We start from the raw sequence: 22,048 nt of genomic DNA, 5'->3' as shown, positions 1-22,048 counted from the left end.
GTAACGAATTTACGTATAGGGGTTGGACCTTTTCATGACATTGAATTTTGAATCGCTCGGCGTTGAACAAGATCTGTTGGACAAATTGACTGAGCATGAAATTACACAGCCTTCGCCAGTTCAGGCAGAGGCTATACCGGAAATAATGAAGGGAAAGCATGTTTTGGCGCGTTCACAAACTGGCACAGGCAAGACACTGGCTTATTTGTTGCCGCTGTTGCAAGCGATTGATCCACAGAAAAAGGCTACGCAAAAGCTGATACTAGCTCCAAGCCAGGAACTGGCCATGCAAATTGTACGTGAGGGTCAGCGGTACGGAGAGCATCGCGGAATCCGTGTACTCGGTCTGATTGGTGGGGCGGCTATCAAACGTCAAATCGAAAAGCTCAAGGACCATCCACAGCTTGTCGTGGGCACACCAGGACGTGTACGGGAACTCATCGCTTCGAAAAAGTTGAAAATGCACAATATTACAGCCATTGTCATCGATGAGGTGGATCAGATGTTCCAGCTCGGCGGAGCAGGCGATGTAACAAACATATTGGGCACCGCCCAACGTGATCGTCAATTGGTATTCCTGTCCGCGACGCTGAACGATGAGATCCAGTCGCTGGCGAAACGGGAGATGCGTGACTACGTAGAAATTGGGATTGATCCCGACCAGAAGACAGCCAGTGGATTGGAACACTATTACTTTGTATCTGAAGAACGGGATAAGGTGGATATGCTGCGCCGTCTGGTACGTCATTTTAATCCAAGAAAAGCGCTGGTGTTCGTGAATACAACCAATGCCATCGGGGAGATTGAAGCCAAGCTCAAGCATATGGGGCTGACTACGGCATCCTTGTATGGAGATGCGGATAAAGTCACGCGTAGCAACGTGTTGGCCCGATTCCGCGAGGACAAGCTCAAGGTGCTGGTCGCTTCGGATGTGGCAGCCCGTGGTCTGGATATTGAGGGCCTTGAAATGGTCATTCATTTTGACCCGGCTACGGATAGTCAAGCTTATGTTCACCGTGCAGGACGGACAGGACGGATGGGACGCAAAGGATTGGTGGCGTCGGTTGTTACCGACCGTGAAACGTTCATCATGCGTAAGTTCTCCCGTGAACTGGGCATTGACATCGCAGAGCGTGCGTTGCACGGAGGTCGAGTAGTTGTGCCGCGTCCGGCGGATGCCAAGCGTGCACCTGTAAGACCATCCGAGGCCAGATCCATATCTGACGGAGCACAGACGGAAAACCGTAAGGCACCTGTTCGTACCGAAAACGGACGTCCTGGCAGGAATTCCGCGAACGGTTCAGCTCCAGGCAAGAGCAAAGGAGCAGCCTTGTCCAAAGCAGGAAAAGCACAACGCGAGCGTGATCGCAAAAACAAGGGTGCACCAAGATGGCTGAAGGAAAAAGGATCAAAACCGAACGAGTAAGGGAGAAGAGGGGGAGCCATGGAACAACAGCCTGTGTTGCAAATTAACGGACTGACCGGCGGATATAGCGCCAAGCGCCCGGTGCTGCATCAGATTTCGCTGGATGTGAAACCGGGCGAAATGGTAGGATTGATCGGTCTGAACGGGGCCGGGAAAAGTACGACCATGAAGCATATTTTGGGCCTGATGACACCGCAGGCCGGAGAAATTCGTGTGCAGGGTCATAAGCAGGATGAAAATCCCGAGGAGTATCAGGGAGCCATTGCTTTTGTACCTGAATCTCCAGAGCTGTATCCTGAAATGACGGTGATGGAGCATATGGAATTCACGGCCAGAGCGTATGGAGTTAGCGAAGCAGATTTCCGCACGCGCAGTGATCAAATGCTGGACTTGTTCCGTATGCGGGATAAAAGTGGAAGTATGTCGATGCATCTGTCTAAAGGGATGCGCCAGAAAGTGATGATTATGTGCGCATTTTTAGCGGGACCGCCGTTGTATGTCATAGATGAGCCTTTTTTGGGTTTGGACCCGCTTGGTATTCGTTCCCTGCTTGACTTTATGTTAGAGATGAAGCGTTCGGGTTCGTCCATTCTGCTCAGTTCTCATATTTTGTCCACGATTGAAAATTATTGTGATCGTTTCATTGTACTTCATCAGGGTGCCATCATTGCACAGGGTACGCTGGACGAAGTGACAGCACAGGCGGGTAAGCCGGGCATGCCGCTGGAAGATGCATTTTATGAGCTGGTACAGGGCAGGGAATGAGCATGGATTTGCAACGTTTGCATAAAGAAAGACGTGTAGCGTTCTGGGGACAGGTGCTGCCCTATCTGGGCTATGTCATTCAGAGCGGTCTGGCGGTGGTCTTCGGCTTTGCACTGATTGCCTTTGCCGCATGGTACACGTCGCTACTGATGCATACTCCACCGGATTTGCCCATCCGCTGGATCATGCTTATTGTGGCTATTCCGATTGCTCATGCGAGCTTTCGTACGTATTTAAACGCGGCGGATATTGTTTTCCTCCGTCCACAGGAGCACGCGATGCACGATTATTTTAAGGCCAGCCGGATTCGGGGTGTGGTGTATAAAATATTCGGTTTGCTATTGCTGTCTATTATCGTGTGGCCGCTGTATATTCGCAGTGATGCCGCGCCTAAGCCGCTGCTACTGACCCTGCTACTGTTCGTGCTGTTAAAGCTGCTATTTAGCTACGGCGGCTGGCAAGAGCTTCGCATGGTATCGATTGGCGGAAGTGTAGGCTATCGTCTGCTTCGGTGGGTGTTGGCTGTGCTGATGGTAGCCGCATGGCTATGGCAGCCTCCACTACACAGCATACCATTTATCATATTGGTCGGTGTGGTGTACGTGCTTGTTCTGCGTTTTCCGGTCAAGCTGCTAGTGGCTTGGGAAAAGCTGATTCGCACAGAGGGTATGCAGGCTGCTCGGGTGATGCGCACTTTGGGCTGGTTTGTCGATGTGCCCGCCCTTACGCAGAGAGTGACGCCACGTCGTTGGCTGTCCTGGTTGGGAGGTAACATACCTTGGAACAGAAGGGGAGCGTATCGTTACCTGCTGTTTAAGACGTTCCTGCGTACAGAGCCAGCAGGTATTGTCATTCGGCTTGGAATTCTGGGGTTGTTAATTATATATATCACCCATGCTAGCTGGATTGGTATTGCAGTATATTTATTTTTCATATTCCTCATTGGTGTACAGGTCACTTCACTAAGGCAGTATCACAAGGATTCGTTATGGCTTCAGTTATATCCGATTCCTGCGCATAGTCGTCGTGCGTCTTTTCTCGACTTTGTTGTTCGGTTGACGTTGCCGGCTGCTGTGGTTCTGTGGCTTCCTTTTCTGGCAAAAGGAAAGGAAGATCTACTGTCTACACTGCTCACGCTGCTTGGGGGAGTTGCAGTAGTGTTTCTGTTACGAGGCGCTCAAGCCAAAAAATGGCGTTTGGACGGTCAGGATGAAGAAGAAGTGTAATGTGTATCTATGTGAATAAAGTAAAGGCTAATTCGCAAGCAGCAAGAGCTGTCTGCGAATTAGCCTTTTTTTGTACGCTCACTGCTATCGTAGCCGTGGGTGCAGATAATCGTCTGCTTATATGAAGATCGTTTTGCTGATGATAACTAATAAAATGAACAGTACCAGAATTGTTCCTGTGCTTGTAAATGCGCTGTAACCACCGTAACCGCCTCTTGTTTCTTCTGCTCCCATGCTCAGTCTCCTCTCGGTCATTGTGATAAAGGATACATCGTATCTTATGAAGTGAATTTTCAGATTGCGTGGGCCAATGCTCAGTTGTGTTGCCGAATCGCCTTATATTTTTCATCAGATGTAGGGGAGGAGAGAGGAAAAGGCACGTATTATCGAGAATAGAAGAAGTACGTAGTCATTATCACTTGGAAAGTGGGAAAGACGAGATGCTGGTAGATAAGCTGCTCGTGAACATATTTCTTGTGTTTGTACCATTATTAGTATATAGCGCTTTGTCAGATCATCGGCATATGAAACATACCCCGTTGCTTATGGGAGGGGTGCTGGGTGTGTCTTCTGTGCTTTGCCTTATGTTTTCGTACATCTGGTATGGATTATATTGGGATCTCCGATATGTACCTCTGATCCTTTCTGTTTTATATTTTGGTCCTAAGGCAGGGCTTCTGAATATAACGCTGATGGTGATGGCTCGTATGTATATAGGTCCTGAGTCTATAGTGGTAGGATTTCCTAGCATGATGTTGTGTTATTTGGGCCCTCTCTTGGTGAGAAAGAAGTTTATGCAGCTCAATAGTATGTTGCTTCGGGTGGGCATGAATATGCTAATGAGTATATGGACCAATATTGCCATGCTTATAATTCTATTAATACATTCCTGGGCCAATGGCAGGCTGGATAAGGATGAGATTGAGCTGATCCGGGCAATACTCTGGTTTGGTGTGATTCAATTCCTAAGCATTGGAGCCTCCTCTTTCTGGATGGAGTTTAGTTTGGAACGGGAAGAAATGAGAAGGAAGGTTAAATATGCTGAGCATCTGAATACGTTAGGTGAACTGGCTGCCTCTATGGCTCATGAAGTGCGGAATCCGTTGACCGTTGTTAAAGGGTTCCTACAAATGGTTCAGTCAGGGCTAGAAGGGAAAAATCGCAGATATATTGCTTTGGCACTAGCGGAGGTCGACCGGGCCGAAAGAATTATTAGCGACTATCTGAACTTATCCAGACCGCAGATTGGGAACACAGAACTGATGGATCTGTCTGGCATGGTTCAACAGATTGTTTTGCTTTTGAAACCGATGGCAACCAAGCAAGGCGTAAGACTGTATACTGAGCTAAGGAGTGAAATATACGTACATACAGATCGTAATCAGCTGTTACAGGCGTTAATACATGTGACGAAAAATGCGATCGAAGCTGCGGATGATGGAGGCAGGGTATACATAAAACTGGCGATTCAGGAAGAGAAGGCATGTCTGCATATTAGGGATACGGGAAAAGGCATGAGTCAGGAGCATCTGGAGCGAGTGGGTACTTTATTTTTTTCAACCAAAGAGGTAGGAACGGGACTGGGAACGGTCGTCTCCTTTCGAATCATTGAAGCCATGAACGGAAGTATACACTATGAGAGTGAGCCCGGAGTCGGAACCGAGGTAGTCATCCTGCTGCCACTCGCACAGGAATCTTTGCTCGCTGCTGAAGGATAGTTTCTTTCGAAGTGTGATTCACAATGGTTCAGCCCATTAAAAAGCGGTATGCCTCAACATCCGGCATACCGCTAATGATGCTATATTTAATCTGTTACATATTAGGTGTTCAACAAATCTTGTGCGCCACGGTAAACAATGTCATACAGGTCTTCCAGATACTCTTCCTCGATACATGAGAATGCGATTCGGAGATCATATTCACCCAGCGCAATCGTTCCTACCCCATATTGTTCCAGCAAATGTGTGCGCAGTCGTTCAGCGGACAAGCCGTTCAGCTTGAGGCACATAAAATAACCCGAATTGAAAGGATAGTAGCTCCATACATCTCCGTATTTTCCACTATCGAGCAACGCTTTGACTTTGTTAGCCCGTCCCTTCATAATCTGGAACTTTTCTTTCTTCTGTTGTTCAAAGTCCGTTGACTTGAGGGCATCCAGGACGAAGGTTTGAGATGGGTGAGGACCGCTCGAAATCGTTGCCCGGATAATCCCTAATGTTTTTTGTTCCAGTGCGCTCAGTACATCCTGATGTTCCGAAGCAAAGGTAATAAATCCGACACGGAAGCCCCAAACGAATTCTTCCTTGGTAGCTCCGTCAATTTTGACTGGTAGAATTCTCGGATGAAGTCCAGCTAACTGACCGAATAGTGATTCATGCAGGGAGTCCTCGAAGAACAGACCAAAATAAGCGTCATCCGTCACAACTACGACATTGATGCCCGCTTCCGCGGCTTCCTGGATGGCAGCAACAATTGCTTTACCCTCTTCCACTCCCGGTGTGTAGCCTGTCGGGTTATTCGGGAAGTTCAGCACAACGATCGCTTTGCCGTATTCTTTCTGCGCCAGTAGCGCCTCGCGTAATCCATCACTATTAAAACGTTGATCCTCTGTGAACAACGGGAAATTCACCAAACGTCCATGACGGCGAATACCGAAAGTCAGCTCATAGTTTTCCCAGTTTTTGTCTGGATAAATGACAGCGTCCCCTTCATCCGTGAACAGGTCGGCAACGATGCTCAAACCGTGGGTCAGCGCGTTCGTAACTACGGGTTGGCCGTAACTTTTTCCAGCCAATGAAGGGTTTTCCTTCAGCATTTTGTCACGCCATACACTACGAAGTTCAGGTTTGCCCGCAGGGGGAGCGTAAGGGTATAAATCCTTGGGATTGTAAGCGGACAGCTTCTCCTGAATGACCTCCAAATGCATAGGACCATTGCCTTCAGTAGCAATGCCAATCGTAGCGTTGTACTTTTTAGCAAGCTTCCCTGCCTCTGCGGATTGACTCAAAATCCCTTCTTTTGGGAAATAAATTTCTTTCCCTAAAAGAGAAAGCATTTGATATACATGCTCGTTGCCTGTCTGAATGTTTTGGTTTAACTGCGCTGCCAGTGGATTCATTCCCGTTTCATCCTTCCAAGTCATTTTGATTACATATTATAGCATTACACACGGTAAGCGTCACGCAAAAGCATCTGGAACATAAAAACGCATTTTTTTGCTTAATGACGGCGCTGAGCTTATATTATAAATTAACGGGATAAAGGACAACCAAAGATTAACAAAAGGAGGTGCAGATTTTGCTGGATACATCTGCGTCATCGTTTATCCTGTTGTCGGCCTTCGCCAAAATTGTGTGTGAGCCGGGCTGGAAGTGGCAGGTACGCGAGAAGCCGATGCCAAACTATGATTTATTTTATGTATGGAGCGGAGAAGGAACAGTGGTCTTAAACGGGACGTCGTATCCGGTAAGCAAGGGGAGTTGCTTCCTGTTCAAGCCGGGGGATGATACCCGTGCCACGCATAACCCGCAAAAGCCGCTCATACTTACCTATATTCATTTTGATCTTATCGAACAGCCAAAGCTTATCCCTGCAAGCTACCGTATGTTGGAGGAAACGTTCGAGGTAGAGCATATGCTTGCCAGATACGTTCGACTACGCCTGGAGCGTGCTTACGGAGCTGACGAGGAAGGCAAGCTGATCCTGAAACAACTGATGATTCATCTGCTGCGTGCGGACCGCAAGGAGCCTCAGGAGCAACAGGCCAGTAACCAGCTCACCGAGGTCATTCGGGAAACGGCCAACTATGTGCGTCAGCATCCGGGACTTCCTCATCGCGTCGAGGATTTGGCTGCACGGGCGGGGCTGTCACCGCGTTATTTTTCGATTAAATTCAAGGAGCTGCTGGGTGTTTCCGCGCAATCTCATATTATCAGCATGCGGATTGAGCGTGCACAGCATCTATTACTACATGCCGGAATGAATGTGACCGAGGTGGCAGAGGCTCTGGGGTATCGTGACATCTTTTTTTTCAGCCGCCAATTCAAGCAGTACACGGGGAAAAGTCCGTCTGAGATCCGGTAATGCTACGGACGGTGGACAAGCTGTTTCGGATTTAGGCAAATTGGGAATAACGAATAACGAATATAAAGGATAAATTCCAAAAAGGACCCGAGGAGTTACGCCGGGTCCTTTTTTTATGAGCAATTTAGCATCAACCGATCCCGATGCTCATATGTGTAGCTATAATATGGTTACGATAAATTCACTTATGCTTTGGGATCATGTCGAAAGCAACCCAGACGTTGTCCCATTTTCACCGCATCCCCCGGCTTCAATGCGGGGTCTGGATCAAACGTGCTGTTTTCAGTTAGCAAAACGACAGTTGATCCAAATTCGAAATAGGCGAGATCGTCTCCTTTTGTCCATGAGACGGCTTTATCATCCGTATATTTGATGCTACTCACATTCATTGCGCCAACCTTGACGACCGCCACCTCACCATATTTATGGGCAATGTACGTAATCTGTCGTTCATTGCGGCTAAGAACTGCTCGCATATGTTGCAAGCCGAAGTCATTCACTGGGTATACCTTGCCGCGCAGATGTTCTTTTTCTACCAGTGTACCGGATACTGGTGCGTGAATGCGATGATAATCCGTCGGGCTGAGATAGAGCACAAATGCATAGCCGTGTGTATATTTTTCAAGACGCGGAGAGCGGTTAAGAAGCTCTTCCAGCGTATAGTCCTGCCCTTTGACATCCAAAAGAGTGCCGGACGTAATTGGGCCAGTGAAAGTAATCCGTGCATCCACCGGACTGGTCATCACCTCGGCGTTCGTATCAATCGGGCGCATGCCCGCTTTTAATTTGCGTGTAAAATAGGCGTTTAGGGAACGGTATTCCTTCCATTCCTGTTCCGCCTCATGCGTCTGGATCTGGTACGTACGTATAAAGGTGGGGATAAAAAGTCGGCTTGCACCGCTTTGCGCGAAGGAGCCTACAATCCGGCACACCCACTTGCGCGATGATAGCTCCGTCATGAGCCGCAGCCACTGTTTTGCCATTACAGATCCCCCTTGTTCATTTCCGAGCCGTCTTGGCCGGAACCTGTCCGGCCGCTCTGAACTATATTGACACAGAATGTGACGTAAATCAATACAGTGGACGGCCTGGTGAACGTTCGGTGTCTGACGAAGGCATCCGTTCGAGAAGCCAACGAGCGTAAGCCATCGGCTGAGAGTATGTTTCTTTCCAGACATTGTGCATGCCCGCCTGGCTGAAGCCATAGCGCTGGTCACGACCGTTACATTCGATAAAAACAATCTTGCCCTTATGGGTAATTCCCAGATCCAGACCGACGTCGGCGAGACGGGGAAGGTTTTGTGCCAGTCGGTGCACGATTTGTAACGAGAGTCGCTCCAGTTCATTCATCAGCCGGACTGCGTTCGAAGTCTGAACCGTCTCTGTTTGTGATAACACTTCCAGTAAGGAACGGGCCGTACCGCCCTGTGCCACATTCGAGACGAAGGTGTGAGAAGGAGCAATTTTAGCATACATACCTGTTACACCCCAGATACCGCCATATCCGCGCTGAACCGACACACGGACATCAAACGGACGATTGTTGTACAAAGCAAGCGGTATGGTTTCCTGTACGATATGAGGCGCATGCAGCAGTCGTTTGTGTAGAAATAATGGGAGTTCTTCGACATTCAAACGTAGTGTGGACCAACGCTCAGGTATAGCCGGATGAGCACATTGCAAAGTCCAGCCTCCGCGGGAATGCCGCAGACGCATAATTCCTCTACCCACGCTGCCGCTACTGGGTTTAATTACAACATCTCCGGTTTCCTCCATCAAGGTATGTATGGAGGAAAGGTTGCCTTGCAATGTTTTGGGGAGGTGGATGCGTAGCAAAGGGTCTTCCTGCAGAATTGCATGTATATGGTCTTTGTGGAAACGGTTTTGTTCATTAAAAATATAGAATCCCTTTTGTACAAGTTTGTTGATATCTCTAGCATTTTCATTTTGCCGATAGAGAGTCCGATTGTGGATGACCGGCGGCAACGGAAGAGTCATCTGCCGATACTCGTTGCCGTGTTTAACAAAAGCCCGGCATGTTCCGGTCGCTATATGAATATCCTCCAGACGAAGAAAGCAGGGGATGAGCTCGTAGCTTAACCCGGCGTCCTCGTAATTGGCGATAGATTCATATCGCGTCCTCATGGCGGGAATGCCCCGGTAGGTTGCCGGGTTGAGCATGACGCCGACATGCAACATGAGTATGTCCGCCCTCCTTGTAGTCACTCCAACTGATCATACTGTGATTCTAGTCCATCATATGTATCAAAGATCGGCCAGGCATGGACGCTAGCCTTGCGGTAAGCCCAAAGTTAGAAGCGAGGCACCTTTCAGGGAGGCAGACGATATGATACAAGATGATTGTTGAAGAGTGTTGGAATAGGGTCAGAAAGTAGGTGAGGTGATGCAGAGGCCGAAGGTAGCAGTCGTTACACCGGGCTCCTTTGTTATACCTTCGCCCCGCAGCAGTTCTGTGGAGCGGGTAATTGCCCACATGGTACCGCTGGCTAGTCATGAGCTCCAAGCGCAGATCTATGGTATAAAGGGAGCAGAGGCACCGAATCATGGCGATGTCGACGGAATTCCCTGCATGCGTTATAAGCGGGGAGCAGGTTATATTTCTGAGGTGATTGCTGATTTAAAGAGATGGTTACCAGCGGTAGTAGATGTACACAACCGCCCGGCAGTTGCGTATGCAATTCGCGAGGCTTTACCCGATAGTCGGGTTGTGCTGACTTTGCATTCGACCACGTTCATCCGGGAGCCCCACCTCAAACGGGAGGAGATGGGTAGGCTGCTGGCATCGATGGATCGCATTATCGTAAACAGTGCGTATTTGGGGGCAATCGTAGCTTCTGACTGTCCCGACGCGGTCAGGGAACGCATCGTCATAAACAAGCTGGGTATCCATCCTGGCGATTTCCTGCCAAGATGGACTCCTGCAGCAGAAGCGGCCAGATCGGCGCGATTGGACGATTTCGGCTGGTCAGGCCGTCAAATCGTGTTATTCACGGGCAGACTGATGCCAGGAAAAGGCGTTCACCGACTGCTCAAGGCCTTGCGGCATGTCGTCCGCGCCTGCCCGGACGTACTGCTGCTCATTGCAGGTAGTGCCTATTACGGGCATGACCGCCTCACGCCGTACACGGCGTCGTTGCATCGGCAGATGCGTAAACTAAGGTTGGGGAAGCATGTGCAATTCCTAGACTATGTTCCGCATCCAGCATTGGCCTCGCTATATCAGCTAGCCGATGTGACCGTTGTTCCTTCAGTGAAGGATGAGGCCTTCGGGCTGGTCAATCTGGAAGCCATGGCAGCAGGAGTGCCTGTGGTCGCTTCACGAATCGGCGGTATTCCAGAGGTTGTACAACACGGCGAGACAGGCTGGCTTGTGTATCCGTCTCACGGTGAGCAGGAAATGGCCGATGCCATCATCAGGCTGCTCCAGCAACCTGGTTTGCGACGACGGATGGGAGAAGCCGGACTTGGCGAGGTACGAAGACGATTTTTATGGCAGCACTCAGCACAACGCTGGGCACAAATCATAACGGACTGCGCAACGGAGTGACGTAGGCGCTGTTACGCGCATAGGCTATCTTATAGGCATTAGCCATGATTTCCAGCCGGGTGAATGAAGCGGGGCGACCGCTGGTTCACTCCTGTGCCAAAGGAGCGATCACCATGAACCATCGTACGAACCATAGCCCTAAGGATAAAAGAACAGCGCGGCGTAACCTTTCCAATGCAGTTCCCTCACCCCGTGTTAACAAGGAGAAAGTGGCTTCGACTTCCGGCAGTCATAGACTGAGCCAGCGCGGGACGGCAACGGTCCCTGCCCCCGTAGAGAAGGATACCTCGGTTCAAGCTATAGAGGAAGCGGCATGGAAGAAGCATAAGCTTCCCAAAACGCTAGAGGAAGCGATGCAGATGAATCGAGCATCTGTACTGCTGTTGTCTGTGCCTGAGTCAGATACGGAATACAGGACGGATAACGACATACCGTCTATTACGACGGAAGGTCAGGCAGAGCAAGATTCGTTACTGGATTGTTCCATAACCAGTATTCACATTGCGGAAGGAAGACACCGCCCAAAGCAGCGCGTGGTCTTGCCTAAGCAAGATATCGATCTAGCTTTCGATACGGAGAAAGAATTAGACTTGAATGCCATTCACGACGGATCAGCGACCGGTGACGAGGCTTCTGACGATCATATAGCTTCATCTCAATATGGGAGCATTTCTTTTCACCTCCCCGCACGAGCGGATAGGGGCGAAGTGAGCGTTGTATTTGAGAAGCCTTTTATAGATACACAATATGTAATCACTGCCAATGCGAGTATACCGGGAGTGCTGGTATCCGTCACACAACGTCAGAGGTATTCAGCAGTACTTACTGTGGAACGCATACACTCAGGTCCGATATGTGAAGGGTTGGTCCTTTGGATTGCGATGGGGCAATAATAAGAAGCTAGGAATATAAGTTGCCAATAATCAACTTCATACTAGAAAAAGGCGTCCCATAGTGGGACGCCGTATACATAAGAGGGAAGGGGGAAAATTTATAATATCGGGGAAATTTGTATTATTTCACTTATCTCACACCTACAGCGTCAAAAGACTTAATAGCAGAGGTTACCGCTATTGAATTTTCACCATAACTATCTTTGGCCGCTTGGATAACAGCGGCACGCGCGGTGGAGAAGTTAGACGTGGAAGTCAGATAATTGGTGAAGGCATTATAATAAATATATACGGCTGCATCACGTCCGATTCCATCTACCTTGACACCATGGAAGGTGCCTCCTTGTGCCAGTAGATAGTAGGCTTTATTAATAATGCCGCTATTAATATGGGCTCCACCATAATCCTCGTTGTTAGGATCAGGATAGAGATTGCTGTAGTGATCGACTTGACCGTATTTGACAGGATCGGAAAGGGAGCGAATGGCGTCGCCCTTAATATTAGGGGTATAAGCGACTTTGCCGAAATCCCAATTGGTACGCTCAATGTCGTTGCCTATAATATCTGAGATGGCTTCACTTAATGCACCAGATTCAGCGAAATACACGAGCCCTGATGAATGCTCGGTCACACCGTGTGTCAGCTCATGGGCAACAATTTCAAGATCGCTGCTAAAAGGGGCAAATAGCGTGCCGTCTCCGTCTCCGTAAAGCATATGAGTGCCGCCCCAGTGGGCATTATTGTAGTTCTTTGCGCCGTAATGGACTGCCGAAGCGATGGCCATGCCATGCCCGTCAATGCTGTCGCGTCCAAATCTATCCTTGTAATAATCGTAAGTGCGGATAGCGTAAGCGTGGGCATCCACCGCAGCCGGATCTTCCCATACGTTATCGGAATCTGTATACAGGGTGCCGGGGAGCGTCTCGGTGTTGTGGACGTTATAAGTTAGGATTCCTTTACCACGAGTCGTATCCTTTAGTTGGTACTTCTTGCCCGAAGCTGTTGTTTCAAATGTTTTGGTATCACCGAATACACCGCGCCCTGTGCCGATCACTTCGTTAAGGATGTCATACTTGAATACGATTTTTCCATCATTAGCGTCAATAAAGTAACGTGTGCGCAGCAGAGTGGGCTGTAAAGTATTAACTTCGGTTACATAGACTAGACGTGTTGAGTCTCCATCGGGATAGATGTACAGTTCTGCTTTAGGGTCCACACTTGGTTCCAGATTGGCAATTTTGGGGATAGAGGATGCAGGCGCTACCACTTCCAATTTACTGTTCTCCAGTTCAGTTGCTTTATCCAAATCCAAGGAGTCCTTATCAAAAGAGATTGATAATTCATTGTTAGATGCTTTTTCGTAAGTGTCTTTACTTACACTACTTGTATCCTCGTAAGGTTCAGGAACGATTTGGACGGAGGAAGAGAGAGATTGAACCCGTATAGCTGCATCTTCATATGCGGTATATACAGCCTCAGTAGCACTGATTTTAGGAGTTGTATTTTCTTTAGCATCGGCTTGTTGATCTTCTGAAATGACTGCTCCCAAATAAGAGGTGATTTGACCAGACTTGTTTACATGGATGGTCTGTTCGGCTCCAAATACGGGGATTCCGTCTACGTATTGTTTTAACCGATAGTGCATTGTACCAAATTTGTCACTGGTGCGATCCACGATACGAAATTGCTCATGGACATTGGTGCCGCTGTTGGTATTGTCCAGACTTATTAATGTTTTCTGTTGTCGATTTAAAAAGCTCCAGATCAGATTGTCGCCTGTTACCGTTGAAGGAGATTTCCAGTTGACCGTTTGGAATGTTGGCGTAAACTGAGTCGGAGCGGAAACAGAATTTTCAGCTGCGGAGGTCCCCGGTGCTATAGATCCTAATAACATAGCTCCTCCTAGAAGTGAAACCCATACTTTTTTCAATTCATACTCACTCTCCCTAATTAATGTTGGGGTAAAAACACCCTGTTTGCAGAAGCCTTGCGTTATATATGTAAGTCTTGTTGCTCCTTTGAAACGTGAAGAGGCTGGATAAAAATTACCTTTTGTAAAATATTAAGGTTTATTTTTTTGCAATTTCAACGTCTCGGCTCTGATATTAGCACAGAGGTTGTCGAACGAGAAGGTTAATTTTACAAAATACCCCAAAATGAATCTTTAGTCCCTCATTTACTGTTTATTTGTCTTATTTAGTCGAAAATGATCGAAGGGACCCGATGAACAAGAAAAGGGCGCCCCTTTGAGGGGACGCCATAAATAAGGGGGGAAGGGGCGCAGACTTGTACACTGCACCCCTATTTTTTCGTCCATTGTATGAGCCAGGGCCAAGTGACAGTTGCACAACGGCAAAGGTCTATGGACGGGATATGAGGATTATAGCGTATATGATTTAGTTTACGCCTACAGCGTCGAAAGATTTGGCAGCTGCAGTTGCTTCTGCCGAGTTCGCACCGTACAGATCTTTTGCCGCTTGGATCACAGCAGCGCGTGCGTTGGAGAAGTCGGAAGAAGAAGTCAGGTAGTTCGTAAAGGCACTATAGTAAATTTGGACCGCTGCATCGCGGCCAATTCCATTTACAGTTACACCATGGAAAGTACCACCTTGTGCCAACAGATAGTAGGCTTTATTGATAATGCCGCTGTTCGTATGAACGCCACCGTTATCGGAGCTGCCTGTATACAAGTTGGAATAGTGATCTGGTTGATCATACAGTGTAGGATTGGACATAGAGCGAAGGGCATCGCCTGCAATGTTTGGCGTATAAATATCATCACCTACAAGCCAGTTTTTACGCTGAATGTCATTGCCGATGACGTCCGAGAAAGCTTCATTCAATGCACCGGACTCTCCGTAATATTCCAAATTCGAAGTATACTCTGTGACACCGTGCGTAAGTTCATGACCTACCACATCGGGGTCCCCGCTGAATGCGATAAATGTGCTACCGTCCCCGTCTCCATAAGTCATTTGGGAGCCATTCCAGAAGGCGTTGTTGTAGCGGCTACCGTAATGGACTGTCGAACGGAGTTGCAGCCCGCGTCCGTCAATGCTGTTGCGTCCGAATTTGGCCTTATAGTAATCATATGTTTTGGCAGCATATGCATGGGCATCCACGCCGGCTGGATCATTCCATACATTATCGGCATCGGTCAGAATGGTACCTGGGATGCTTTGACGGTTGGAGGCCGTGTAGGTCACAACCCCGTTACCGCGTGTGGTATCTTTTAACTGGTAACTACTGCCGGAAGCAGTTGTGGTGAATGATTTGGTATCACCAAGCACACCTTTACCTGTGCCTGTCGCTTCATTAATGATGTCATACTGGAATACAATGCTGCCATCATTGGCATCAATAATGTAGCGAGTACGCAGTGGGGCAGGTTCTAAAACATTGACTTCTGTTACATAAACCAGCTGCAGGTCCTCCCCTTTAGGATAGAAGTACAGATCGGCTTTAGGATCTACTTCTGGCTGCAGATTAGCGATTTTGGCAATGGAACTTTTTTCTGCCTCCACCGCTTCAATTTTGCTATCTTTCAGGGCAGATGCTTTATCAAGACTCAGCTCGTCCTTATCAGTAGATAGCGTTTTTTCGTTGTTAGCTGCTTCCGCGTAAGTGTCTTTGCTTACACTGCTTTGTTCCTCAACATCTTTAGAAATCGTATCGTCGGAGGTAGGGAGGGCTTCAATCCGTGCAGCTGCTTCTTTATATGCAGTGTAGACTGCTTCAGAAGCGCTGATTTTTGGAGTTGTACCTTGCGTAGCTTCAGCTTGCTGATCCTCAGTAACCACCGCTCCTAAGTAAGAGGTGACCTCACCAGATTTGCCCACATGAATAGTCTGTTCAGCTCCATATACGGGAATCCCGTTTACATACTGTTTCAGCCGATAATGGCTCACACCGGACTTGTCGCTTGTGCGATCAACGATTCGGAATTGTTCACGTACACTAGAGTCGTCCGCACCCAGTAACGATTTCTTTTGCCGATTCAAATAGCTCCATACAATGTCGTCCCCGGATACCGAGGAAGGGGCTTTCCATTGCTCGGCGTGAAAGGTCGGTGTAAGCTGAGTTGGCCCCGAAACGGAACTCTCCGCTGATGCACCAGACGCGACAGACCCTAATAACATAGCTCCTCCAAGAAGCGAAACCCATACTTTTTTCATTAAAAATTCACTCTCCTCGATTAATGTCAGGATGAATCATCCTGTCTTGAATAAGGCATTGCGCCATTTATGTAGGTCGTGTTGTCGTCTGGAATAGAAGAAAATGGAACATGAAGAGAAATACCGAAGTGTTTTTCATGAAGCGAACGTGAAAAGAGGGTACTGCAATATGAAGCATGTAGCCTAAAAAGGTGACAAACTCCTCCTTTCCTGTCGTATATAAAGAAAGTAGAATAATGGTGGATAATGGAAAAATGTTGCCTTATGCAAAAATAACAAATGTTGATTTTTTGAACTCCCATCATCTGGCTCTGATATTAGCACAGAGAATGACGGACGAGAAGATCTATGTCACAAATTTATCCAAAATGATTCTTTAGACCCTAATAACTCATTTATTTAATAGGATTAATAAGTTTTGTAAAATAAAGTCGAAAATTGCTGTGTCGAAAAGACTCCACGATTGCCGTTACACACGGCTTTTGGACCGCATAGGTTATGTTGAACTGTCCTAATCATGCTGTCCATCTATACAGCAGGAAGGGAGGTGAGACGGGAGCATGAAGAAGCAGGGAAGAGCTGGATACAAGATCAAACGGAGGCGGCATTCGGGCGCTTACTATCATTCTAAGATGTGGCTGCCGTTACGAATGCCGAACATGCATAAGAATCCGGTAGCCCCTGCCATGAGGGAGGTACTCGACACGGAGAGGGGGGCACAGATCGGCGAAGAGCGACCATCTGAACCGTCATCGGTGGGAAAGTTTTTCATATCTGTCATTATCCCGGCCATGAATGAGCAAAAAACAATCGGAGCTGTGATTCGCGAAGCGCGCCGTGTCCATCCACATACAGAGGTTATCGTCGTTGAGAACGGATCACACGATAGAACGGCGAAGGTGGCAGCAGCGGCGGGAGCTCGTGTACTTTCTTTCCCGGAACCGCTCGGACATGATGTTGGCCGTCGTATTGGAGCGGAGGCGGCATCCGGACAGATCCTGCTTTTCCTGGATGGGGATATCGTCATTCCCTGCGTTAGACTCCGGCCGTTTATACACGCCATATGTGCAGGGGCGGATGTGGTGCTGAATGATTACCATGGACCTGTGAATCGTACGCCCGTACATCCTGTAGTGGAGGCAAAGCATGTATTGAATGTCTTGTCGAATCGTGCTGATTTAGGGGGAGCATCTATGACTGGCATTCCACACGCCATAAGTCAAAAGGCTCTAAAGAAAATAGGACTAAAGTCCTTGGATAAACCTCCTTTATTTCAAGCTATGTCCATCGCCTCCGGGTTACGAGTGGTGACTGTATATGGAATAGCTGTCGGTAAAATAAATGCGACACGTAAAAAACAGAACGGCAAGGACCCGCTGGCAGATGTAATTGTTCAGGATCATCTGGATGCCATTGCCTGGCTTACATCGCGTCTGGGAACGCGTGCGGGATATACGGATTTGGGGCGCAAACGGATCAGAGACGAGGTGAAACTGTGAGTAGACAGTATCGCAGAGGGAAGCGTGAAGAACCGAGCTGGGGGATCAGACGTGTTCAGCGAAAACGAGGAACGACGACTTCAATGCATAGCCGTAGGGTGAGAAAACCCACACCTCGGGCGAAAGGAATGACCGAAGTGACTCCGCCTGTGGAACGCGAAGTTCCGGTAGATATTGTATTACAGGGAACGGCAGCGGCCGTGGTCAGCGCCTGTAATGAAGAGTCAACGATTGACCGGGTACTGGGCGAGCTGGAAAAACTTCCTCTTACGGATATCATTGTCGTATTGAACGGCTGCACGGACGGCACGCGCTCCACCGTAGCCAAACATCATCCCAGTGTGACTCTCGTCAACGTGCCGGATCGACTGGGGCATGATGTTGGCCGTGCAGTAGGCGCGCGTATGACGCAGGCTGATATTGTGCTGTTTGTGGACGGAGATTTGCCGATTCCAGCATCTGATTTGTTGCCTTTTCTCCACGCGGTGGATCAGGGAACGGATGTTGCGCTTAATGATCTGGGCAGACATTTGCCGCCCTATGCCCAGCAGGACAGCGTGACACGGTGCAAAGCATTCCTGAATCGCGTACTGCGCAGGCCGGATCTGGGAGCAAGCTCATTGACTGCCGTACCGCATGCATTATCTCGGCGTTTACTGGATCAGCTTGGCTCAGCCGTGCTTGCCGTACCGCCAAAAGCCCACGCCATGGCAATTCTGCATGGCATGATCGTGGCGGCAGTACATGCTGTCGATGTCATTAAAACAAACCGTAAGCGGACCTTCAATGTTGGCAAAGGGAACGCTATGGAACAGTTGATCGTCGGTGATCATGTAGAGGCACTGACGGCGGTGTTTCAGGTAGCCGGGTATTCCCCGCTCGGGCCTGTTCCAACACGGGTAGACGTTGCCAAAGGGAGGAATGCACAATGAGTCTGACGAGCATCATTATTCCGACTTATAACGGCCTGCATCTGTTAAAGCCGTGCATTGAGGCGATTCGGACACATACGATAGATGTACCGTATGAAATCATTGTTGTGGACAACGCTTCGAATGACGGAACGGATGATTTTTGCGCATCCGAGCGGCTGATCAGCATACGTCTTCCTGAAAACAGAGGCTTTCCAGCAGCATGTAATATGGGGCTCCGGCTGGCTTTGGGTGACCAGTTCGTTATTTTAAACAATGATGTGATGGTTACGCGGGGATGGCTATCGAATATGTTAGCCGCATTGCAGAGCGAAAGCATAGTGGGATTGGTGGGACCGGTGACGAATTACGTCAGCGGTATTCAGCAGATACACGGACTAGAAGGAGATTTGGCCAGTTGTCTGAGATATGCGGAGCAGAATAATGCAAGTAATCCCTCCAGATGGCAGGAGGTCAAACGGTTGGTTGGATTTTGTTTGTTGTTCCGGCGCGATCTGATGGAACGGATCGGATTACTGGATGAACGGTTCAGCCCCGGACATTATGAGGATGACGATTATTGTCTACGCGCACGCGTGCATGGCTACAAGCTGCTCATGTGCAACGACTGTTTTGTCTATCACGAGGGGAATGCGAGCTTCTCACGCTCGGAAACTTCCTGGATGGAAGAGCTGATCGAGCGGAACTATCGTTTGTTTATAGAGAAATGGAGTATAGATCCCAGAATGTTCATCGAAACTGGAAACGCTGGGGTTGTATGCACTGAACATGCTGTCGAAGGAGGAAGGAAGATATGAAAGGGGTTATTCTCGCAGGAGGAACCGGATCGCGCCTTCATCCGTTGACTACATTACTCAACAAGCATCTGCTTCCGGTCGGCAAGTATCCCATGATCGTATATGGTATCGAGAGGCTGCGACAGGCGGGGATCACCGATATGCTTATTATTATTGGTAAACAATCGGCCGGACTGTATACCGATTTTTTGGGCAGTGGCAGCGATTATGGTGTCCAACTGACATACCGGATTCAAGAAAAGGCGGGCGGCATTGCAGAAGCACTCGAACTGGCAAGAAGCTATATGCAGGCAGAAGAGAAATTCACTGTTTTGTTAGGTGATAATTTGTTCAAGGAAGACTTGGGACCTGTGATCGAACGGTTCAAGCAACAGCCCCCGGGGAGCGCCAGAGTGTTGTTGAAAAAGGTGGCAGATGCTCGTCGTTACGGGGTACCCGTATTTGATCCTGAGCGCCCGGAGAGCATTACGCGGATTGAAGAAAAGCCGCAGCATCCCCAATCCAAATATTGCGTTACGGGTATCTATATGTACGATACCGCCGTGTTCGATAAGATCCGGCAAATTACACCTTCGGCACGCGGTGAGCTTGAGATCACGGATGTTAACAACTGTTATGCCGCTGAAGGCAAGCTGGAATATGATATTTTACGGCGCTATTGGAGCGACGCAGGAACCTTCGATTCCCTTCAGGAAGCTGGGGTGAAAATGAAAGGACTTCTACCCTAATTTCAATGAAACACCATCCGGCCGGGCCAGGCATATAGTATGGGCATAATGCCACCCGGAGGAGTGAACGGCATGAAACGCCTGAATATGCAAAGGAAACACAGCAAGCGGCTCGGAAAGAAAGGCTATTGGTCAGGATATAAAAGGGGCCAGGAGCAAGGCAACAGGTTGGGCCAGGCTTCGTTCGGCAAGGTTTTTGAAGGCGTCAGTATTATCATTCCGTCCTGCAATCAGCTTCAACAGCTCCGTGCATGCATTCACCGTATTGAGGAGAATACGAGCCATCCTCACGAAATTATTGTGGTGGACTGCGGCTCGACGGACGGGACATCCACCTATTTGCTCCGTAAAAGCATCGCTGTGCGTTATGCGCTGTTAAAAAAGGATGTTCAAATGATAGGTAGCCTGAATCAGGGGCTGATGATGGCAAAAGGCACAACTATTGTGGTACTGGATCAAAACTCCATGGTGACCCCCGGCTGGTTGGATCGGTTGTTAGGGTGTTTATACAGCGATCCGCGTATTGGTGTTGTCGGGCCTGTAACGAATGGTCCATTCGAAGAACAGCAGATTGAGGTTCCTTATATGAACGAAAGTGGGGCACGTCAATTTGCCATGACCTACAATATGCCCAACCCGGATGCATGGCGAGAGACCGAAAGCTTAGCCGGATTTTGTTTATTGCTGCACAGAGAGACACTGGAAAAAACGGGCTACTGGGACGAAGGCTGCCACAGTACTCAGGAAGCCCATGCAGATTGGCTACTGCGTGTGCGTTTGTTGGGGATACGTATGGCAATTGCCGGCGATGCTTTTATCCATTATGAGGAAAGAGATCGGGATACGGTGTATGGTTTTCCTCAAACGACCGAAAAAAGCGGTTCAATGGAGGAAAGCAGCCGGAACCGATCCTTTTTTGTACAAAAGTGGGGGGACGCGGATAAGCTGTTCCGCAACCTGAAATTCAGTACAGCGGAGACGGACGGCCAGATATCAACAGGTAAGGAAACACACGTATCAGCGGCAAGCTTTTATCCCATCGGAGCGGTTGTTCAGGGACCGTCTGGAGCAGTATTTCGGTTAGAGCCGGGAAGAAGGCGGTATCTGCATGGAGTCAGTGCTGCGAAAGGTGAAAATGTGCGCCCTGTTAGAGTGTCTCAGCTGGATTTGTTGGTGCTTCCCTTGGTAGGGAAGCCGGAGGCCACAGTTTCCGGCAGCATTGATGCACCTGTAGCTGAGCCGCCAGAGGAACCTATTCCTGTACTGGCGGCTCCCGATCTGGAGAACATGTCCATGCTGCCCACACTTCATATCCCGGCTCAACGTAAGCGATGGATCGAGTTACTGTATGCTGAAGGTGGGCAACTGTACCAAATCGGCAACGGCTGGAAAAGACCGTTTCTTACCCTCTACGCTGTGATGAGCTGGCGGGCTGAGGACTATCCAATTCAATTTTTGTCCTCCGAAGAATTGTCGGCATTGACGGAGAAGCAGCCTATTATTGCTCCACCGGTGCTGCGAGGACATTTGTAATGATTAATAGGCTTTTTTTAGGCGAACCGACTACTCGCTGCGGCATACGCTGTAGTAGCGGAAAGCCCGTAGTTATTTCGTGCGTTCCGCAAGGCGGAACACATAAAGGAGGGGCTTATGCATAACGAGTTAGATGATTTGCTGATCCATATTTCGCACTCGCAGCAGCAGATGTCGAGGCTGCTGGATGCGGAACGGCAGGTGGTCGTGCGCATGGCACAGATCATACATGAACTGCCGGATGAGGAGCCGCGATTTGATGGAATTCCGGGCATTCTCGATAGTTCGGGACAGGTAAACAAAAGTATTGTTGCCTATTTGAACGGTATTGCCGACCTTCAGGAAGCCATGGCTGAAATGCTTGTTCGTGTGGTGAAGGAGACGGCATACCCGGAAGAGGAGTAGTGTAACAACCGAAGGTAG

General features: G+C 48.8%; 19 protein-coding genes. 13 read left to right on the top strand and 6 right to left on the bottom strand.

The window, feature by feature from the left end; genetic code table 11:
* Positions 1-34 precede the first annotated feature (34 nt).
* The 3 genes from KAI36_RS21335 to KAI36_RS21325 are packed head-to-tail and all read left to right on the top strand — an operon-like array spanning position 35 to position 3,417.
* Entirely contained in the window at positions 35-1,426 is a 1,392-nt protein-coding gene (locus KAI36_RS21335) for a DEAD/DEAH box helicase (protein ID WP_025722363.1), read from the top strand.
* Positions 1,427-1,444: 18 nt separating this feature from the next.
* On the top strand, positions 1,445-2,191 hold the full coding sequence (locus KAI36_RS21330) for an ABC transporter ATP-binding protein (protein ID WP_013311782.1): 747 nt from the start codon (positions 1,445-1,447) through the stop codon (positions 2,189-2,191).
* A gap of 2 nt (positions 2,192-2,193) precedes the next feature.
* On the top strand, positions 2,194-3,417 hold the full coding sequence (locus KAI36_RS21325) for an ABC transporter permease (protein ID WP_025722362.1): 1,224 nt from the start codon (positions 2,194-2,196) through the stop codon (positions 3,415-3,417).
* 117 nt (positions 3,418-3,534) lie between these two features.
* Here KAI36_RS21325 and KAI36_RS21320 read toward each other — a convergent pair whose 3' ends face one another.
* A complete protein-coding gene (locus KAI36_RS21320) occupies positions 3,535-3,651 on the bottom strand; it encodes a YjcZ family sporulation protein (RefSeq protein ID WP_220025959.1) in 117 nt (38 codons plus the stop codon).
* A 206-nt stretch (positions 3,652-3,857) separates the two neighbouring features.
* On the opposite strand from KAI36_RS21320, the gene KAI36_RS21315 reads away from it, so the two are divergent.
* Positions 3,858-5,135 carry a sensor histidine kinase gene (locus KAI36_RS21315; protein ID WP_025722361.1) on the top strand — a complete coding sequence of 426 codons (1,278 nt, stop codon included), beginning with the start codon at positions 3,858-3,860 and terminating at the stop codon, positions 5,133-5,135.
* Positions 5,136-5,236: 101 nt separating this feature from the next.
* On the opposite strand, the gene KAI36_RS21310 is transcribed toward KAI36_RS21315, so the two are convergent.
* A complete protein-coding gene (locus tag KAI36_RS21310; protein WP_025722360.1) occupies positions 5,237-6,535 on the bottom strand; it encodes an aminotransferase class I/II-fold pyridoxal phosphate-dependent enzyme in 1,299 nt (432 codons plus the stop codon).
* A gap of 179 nt (positions 6,536-6,714) precedes the next feature.
* Here KAI36_RS21310 and KAI36_RS21305 point away from each other — a divergent pair, with 179 nt between their 5' ends.
* A complete protein-coding gene (locus tag KAI36_RS21305; RefSeq protein WP_061830088.1) occupies positions 6,715-7,500 on the top strand; it encodes a helix-turn-helix domain-containing protein in 786 nt (261 codons plus the stop codon).
* A 185-nt stretch (positions 7,501-7,685) separates the two neighbouring features.
* Here the strand turns inward: KAI36_RS21305 and asd are convergent, their stop codons facing one another.
* The gene (gene asd, locus KAI36_RS21300) at positions 7,686-8,483 is read right to left on the bottom strand and encodes an archaetidylserine decarboxylase (protein ID WP_220025958.1); all 798 of its coding nucleotides are present in this window, start codon (positions 8,481-8,483) and stop codon (positions 7,686-7,688) included.
* 88 nt (positions 8,484-8,571) lie between these two features.
* Complete coding sequence (locus tag KAI36_RS21295; protein ID WP_220025957.1) at positions 8,572-9,699, bottom strand: YheC/YheD family endospore coat-associated protein; 1,128 nt, start codon at positions 9,697-9,699, stop codon at positions 8,572-8,574.
* A 205-nt stretch (positions 9,700-9,904) separates the two neighbouring features.
* Between KAI36_RS21295 and KAI36_RS21290 the strand changes: the two genes are divergently transcribed.
* Positions 9,905-11,068, top strand: coding sequence for a glycosyltransferase family 4 protein (locus KAI36_RS21290; protein ID WP_220025956.1), 1,164 nt, complete (start codon positions 9,905-9,907; stop codon positions 11,066-11,068).
* A 113-nt stretch (positions 11,069-11,181) separates the two neighbouring features.
* Positions 11,182-11,961: a WIAG-tail domain gene (locus KAI36_RS21285; RefSeq protein WP_220025955.1), complete on the top strand. Its 780-nt coding sequence runs from the start codon at positions 11,182-11,184 to the stop codon at positions 11,959-11,961.
* A gap of 130 nt (positions 11,962-12,091) precedes the next feature.
* Here KAI36_RS21285 and KAI36_RS21280 read toward each other — a convergent pair whose 3' ends face one another.
* Positions 12,092-13,891 carry a M4 family metallopeptidase gene (locus tag KAI36_RS21280; RefSeq protein ID WP_220025954.1) on the bottom strand — a complete coding sequence of 600 codons (1,800 nt, stop codon included), beginning with the start codon at positions 13,889-13,891 and terminating at the stop codon, positions 12,092-12,094.
* A 466-nt stretch (positions 13,892-14,357) separates the two neighbouring features.
* Positions 14,358-16,136: a M4 family metallopeptidase gene (locus tag KAI36_RS21275; RefSeq protein ID WP_220025953.1), complete on the bottom strand. Its 1,779-nt coding sequence runs from the start codon at positions 16,134-16,136 to the stop codon at positions 14,358-14,360.
* Positions 16,137-16,696: 560 nt separating this feature from the next.
* On the opposite strand from KAI36_RS21275, the gene KAI36_RS21270 reads away from it, so the two are divergent.
* The 6 genes from KAI36_RS21270 (at position 16,697) to KAI36_RS21245 (ending at position 22,030) form a co-directional block, all read left to right on the top strand.
* Positions 16,697-17,635 carry a glycosyltransferase family 2 protein gene (locus KAI36_RS21270; protein WP_220025952.1) on the top strand — a complete coding sequence of 313 codons (939 nt, stop codon included), beginning with the start codon at positions 16,697-16,699 and terminating at the stop codon, positions 17,633-17,635.
* Positions 17,632-18,567 (top strand): glycosyltransferase family 2 protein, encoded by a 936-nt coding sequence (locus KAI36_RS21265; protein ID WP_220025951.1) that lies wholly within the window; start codon positions 17,632-17,634, stop codon positions 18,565-18,567. Before KAI36_RS21270 ends, KAI36_RS21265 begins: the two co-directional genes overlap by 4 nt.
* Positions 18,564-19,364, top strand: a complete 801-nt coding sequence (locus tag KAI36_RS21260) for a glycosyltransferase family 2 protein (RefSeq protein ID WP_104497941.1) — start codon at positions 18,564-18,566, stop codon at positions 19,362-19,364. Before KAI36_RS21265 ends, KAI36_RS21260 begins: the two co-directional genes overlap by 4 nt.
* On the top strand, positions 19,361-20,092 hold the full coding sequence (locus KAI36_RS21255) for a sugar phosphate nucleotidyltransferase (RefSeq protein WP_025722617.1): 732 nt from the start codon (positions 19,361-19,363) through the stop codon (positions 20,090-20,092). The genes KAI36_RS21260 and KAI36_RS21255 overlap by 4 nt, the downstream gene beginning before the upstream one ends.
* Positions 20,093-20,164: 72 nt before the next feature.
* The gene (locus KAI36_RS21250; protein WP_220025950.1) at positions 20,165-21,625 is read left to right on the top strand and encodes a glycosyltransferase family 2 protein; all 1,461 of its coding nucleotides are present in this window, start codon (positions 20,165-20,167) and stop codon (positions 21,623-21,625) included.
* A gap of 117 nt (positions 21,626-21,742) precedes the next feature.
* The gene (locus KAI36_RS21245) at positions 21,743-22,030 is read left to right on the top strand and encodes a hypothetical protein (protein WP_013311765.1); all 288 of its coding nucleotides are present in this window, start codon (positions 21,743-21,745) and stop codon (positions 22,028-22,030) included.
* Positions 22,031-22,048 lie beyond the last annotated feature (18 nt).

It is taken from the genome of Paenibacillus sp. S02, from assembly GCF_019454065.1.
GTDB lineage: Bacteria > Bacillota > Bacilli > Paenibacillales > Paenibacillaceae > Paenibacillus > Paenibacillus polymyxa_B.
This window is presented reverse-complemented; position numbering and strand designations above follow the sequence as displayed.

Coding starts and splice junctions, on each gene's coding strand:
- KAI36_RS21335 (WP_025722363.1), top strand. CDS start 35: ATGACATTGAATTTTGAATCGCTCGGCGTTGAACAAGATCTGTTGGAC.
- KAI36_RS21330 (WP_013311782.1), top strand. CDS start 1,445: ATGGAACAACAGCCTGTGTTGCAAATTAACGGACTGACCGGCGGATAT.
- KAI36_RS21325 (WP_025722362.1), top strand. CDS start 2,194: ATGGATTTGCAACGTTTGCATAAAGAAAGACGTGTAGCGTTCTGGGGA.
- KAI36_RS21320 (WP_220025959.1), bottom strand. CDS start 3,651: ATGGGAGCAGAAGAAACAAGAGGCGGTTACGGTGGTTACAGCGCATTT.
- KAI36_RS21315 (WP_025722361.1), top strand. CDS start 3,858: ATGCTGGTAGATAAGCTGCTCGTGAACATATTTCTTGTGTTTGTACCA.
- KAI36_RS21310 (WP_025722360.1), bottom strand. CDS start 6,535: ATGAATCCACTGGCAGCGCAGTTAAACCAAAACATTCAGACAGGCAAC.
- asd (WP_220025958.1), bottom strand. CDS start 8,483: ATGGCAAAACAGTGGCTGCGGCTCATGACGGAGCTATCATCGCGCAAG.
- KAI36_RS21295 (WP_220025957.1), bottom strand. CDS start 9,699: ATGTTGCATGTCGGCGTCATGCTCAACCCGGCAACCTACCGGGGCATT.
- KAI36_RS21290 (WP_220025956.1), top strand. CDS start 9,905: ATGCAGAGGCCGAAGGTAGCAGTCGTTACACCGGGCTCCTTTGTTATA.
- KAI36_RS21285 (WP_220025955.1), top strand. CDS start 11,182: ATGAACCATCGTACGAACCATAGCCCTAAGGATAAAAGAACAGCGCGG.
- KAI36_RS21275 (WP_220025953.1), bottom strand. CDS start 16,136: ATGAAAAAAGTATGGGTTTCGCTTCTTGGAGGAGCTATGTTATTAGGG.
- KAI36_RS21270 (WP_220025952.1), top strand. CDS start 16,697: ATGAAGAAGCAGGGAAGAGCTGGATACAAGATCAAACGGAGGCGGCAT.
- KAI36_RS21260 (WP_104497941.1), top strand. CDS start 18,564: ATGAGTCTGACGAGCATCATTATTCCGACTTATAACGGCCTGCATCTG.
- KAI36_RS21255 (WP_025722617.1), top strand. CDS start 19,361: ATGAAAGGGGTTATTCTCGCAGGAGGAACCGGATCGCGCCTTCATCCG.
- KAI36_RS21250 (WP_220025950.1), top strand. CDS start 20,165: ATGAAACGCCTGAATATGCAAAGGAAACACAGCAAGCGGCTCGGAAAG.
- KAI36_RS21245 (WP_013311765.1), top strand. CDS start 21,743: ATGCATAACGAGTTAGATGATTTGCTGATCCATATTTCGCACTCGCAG.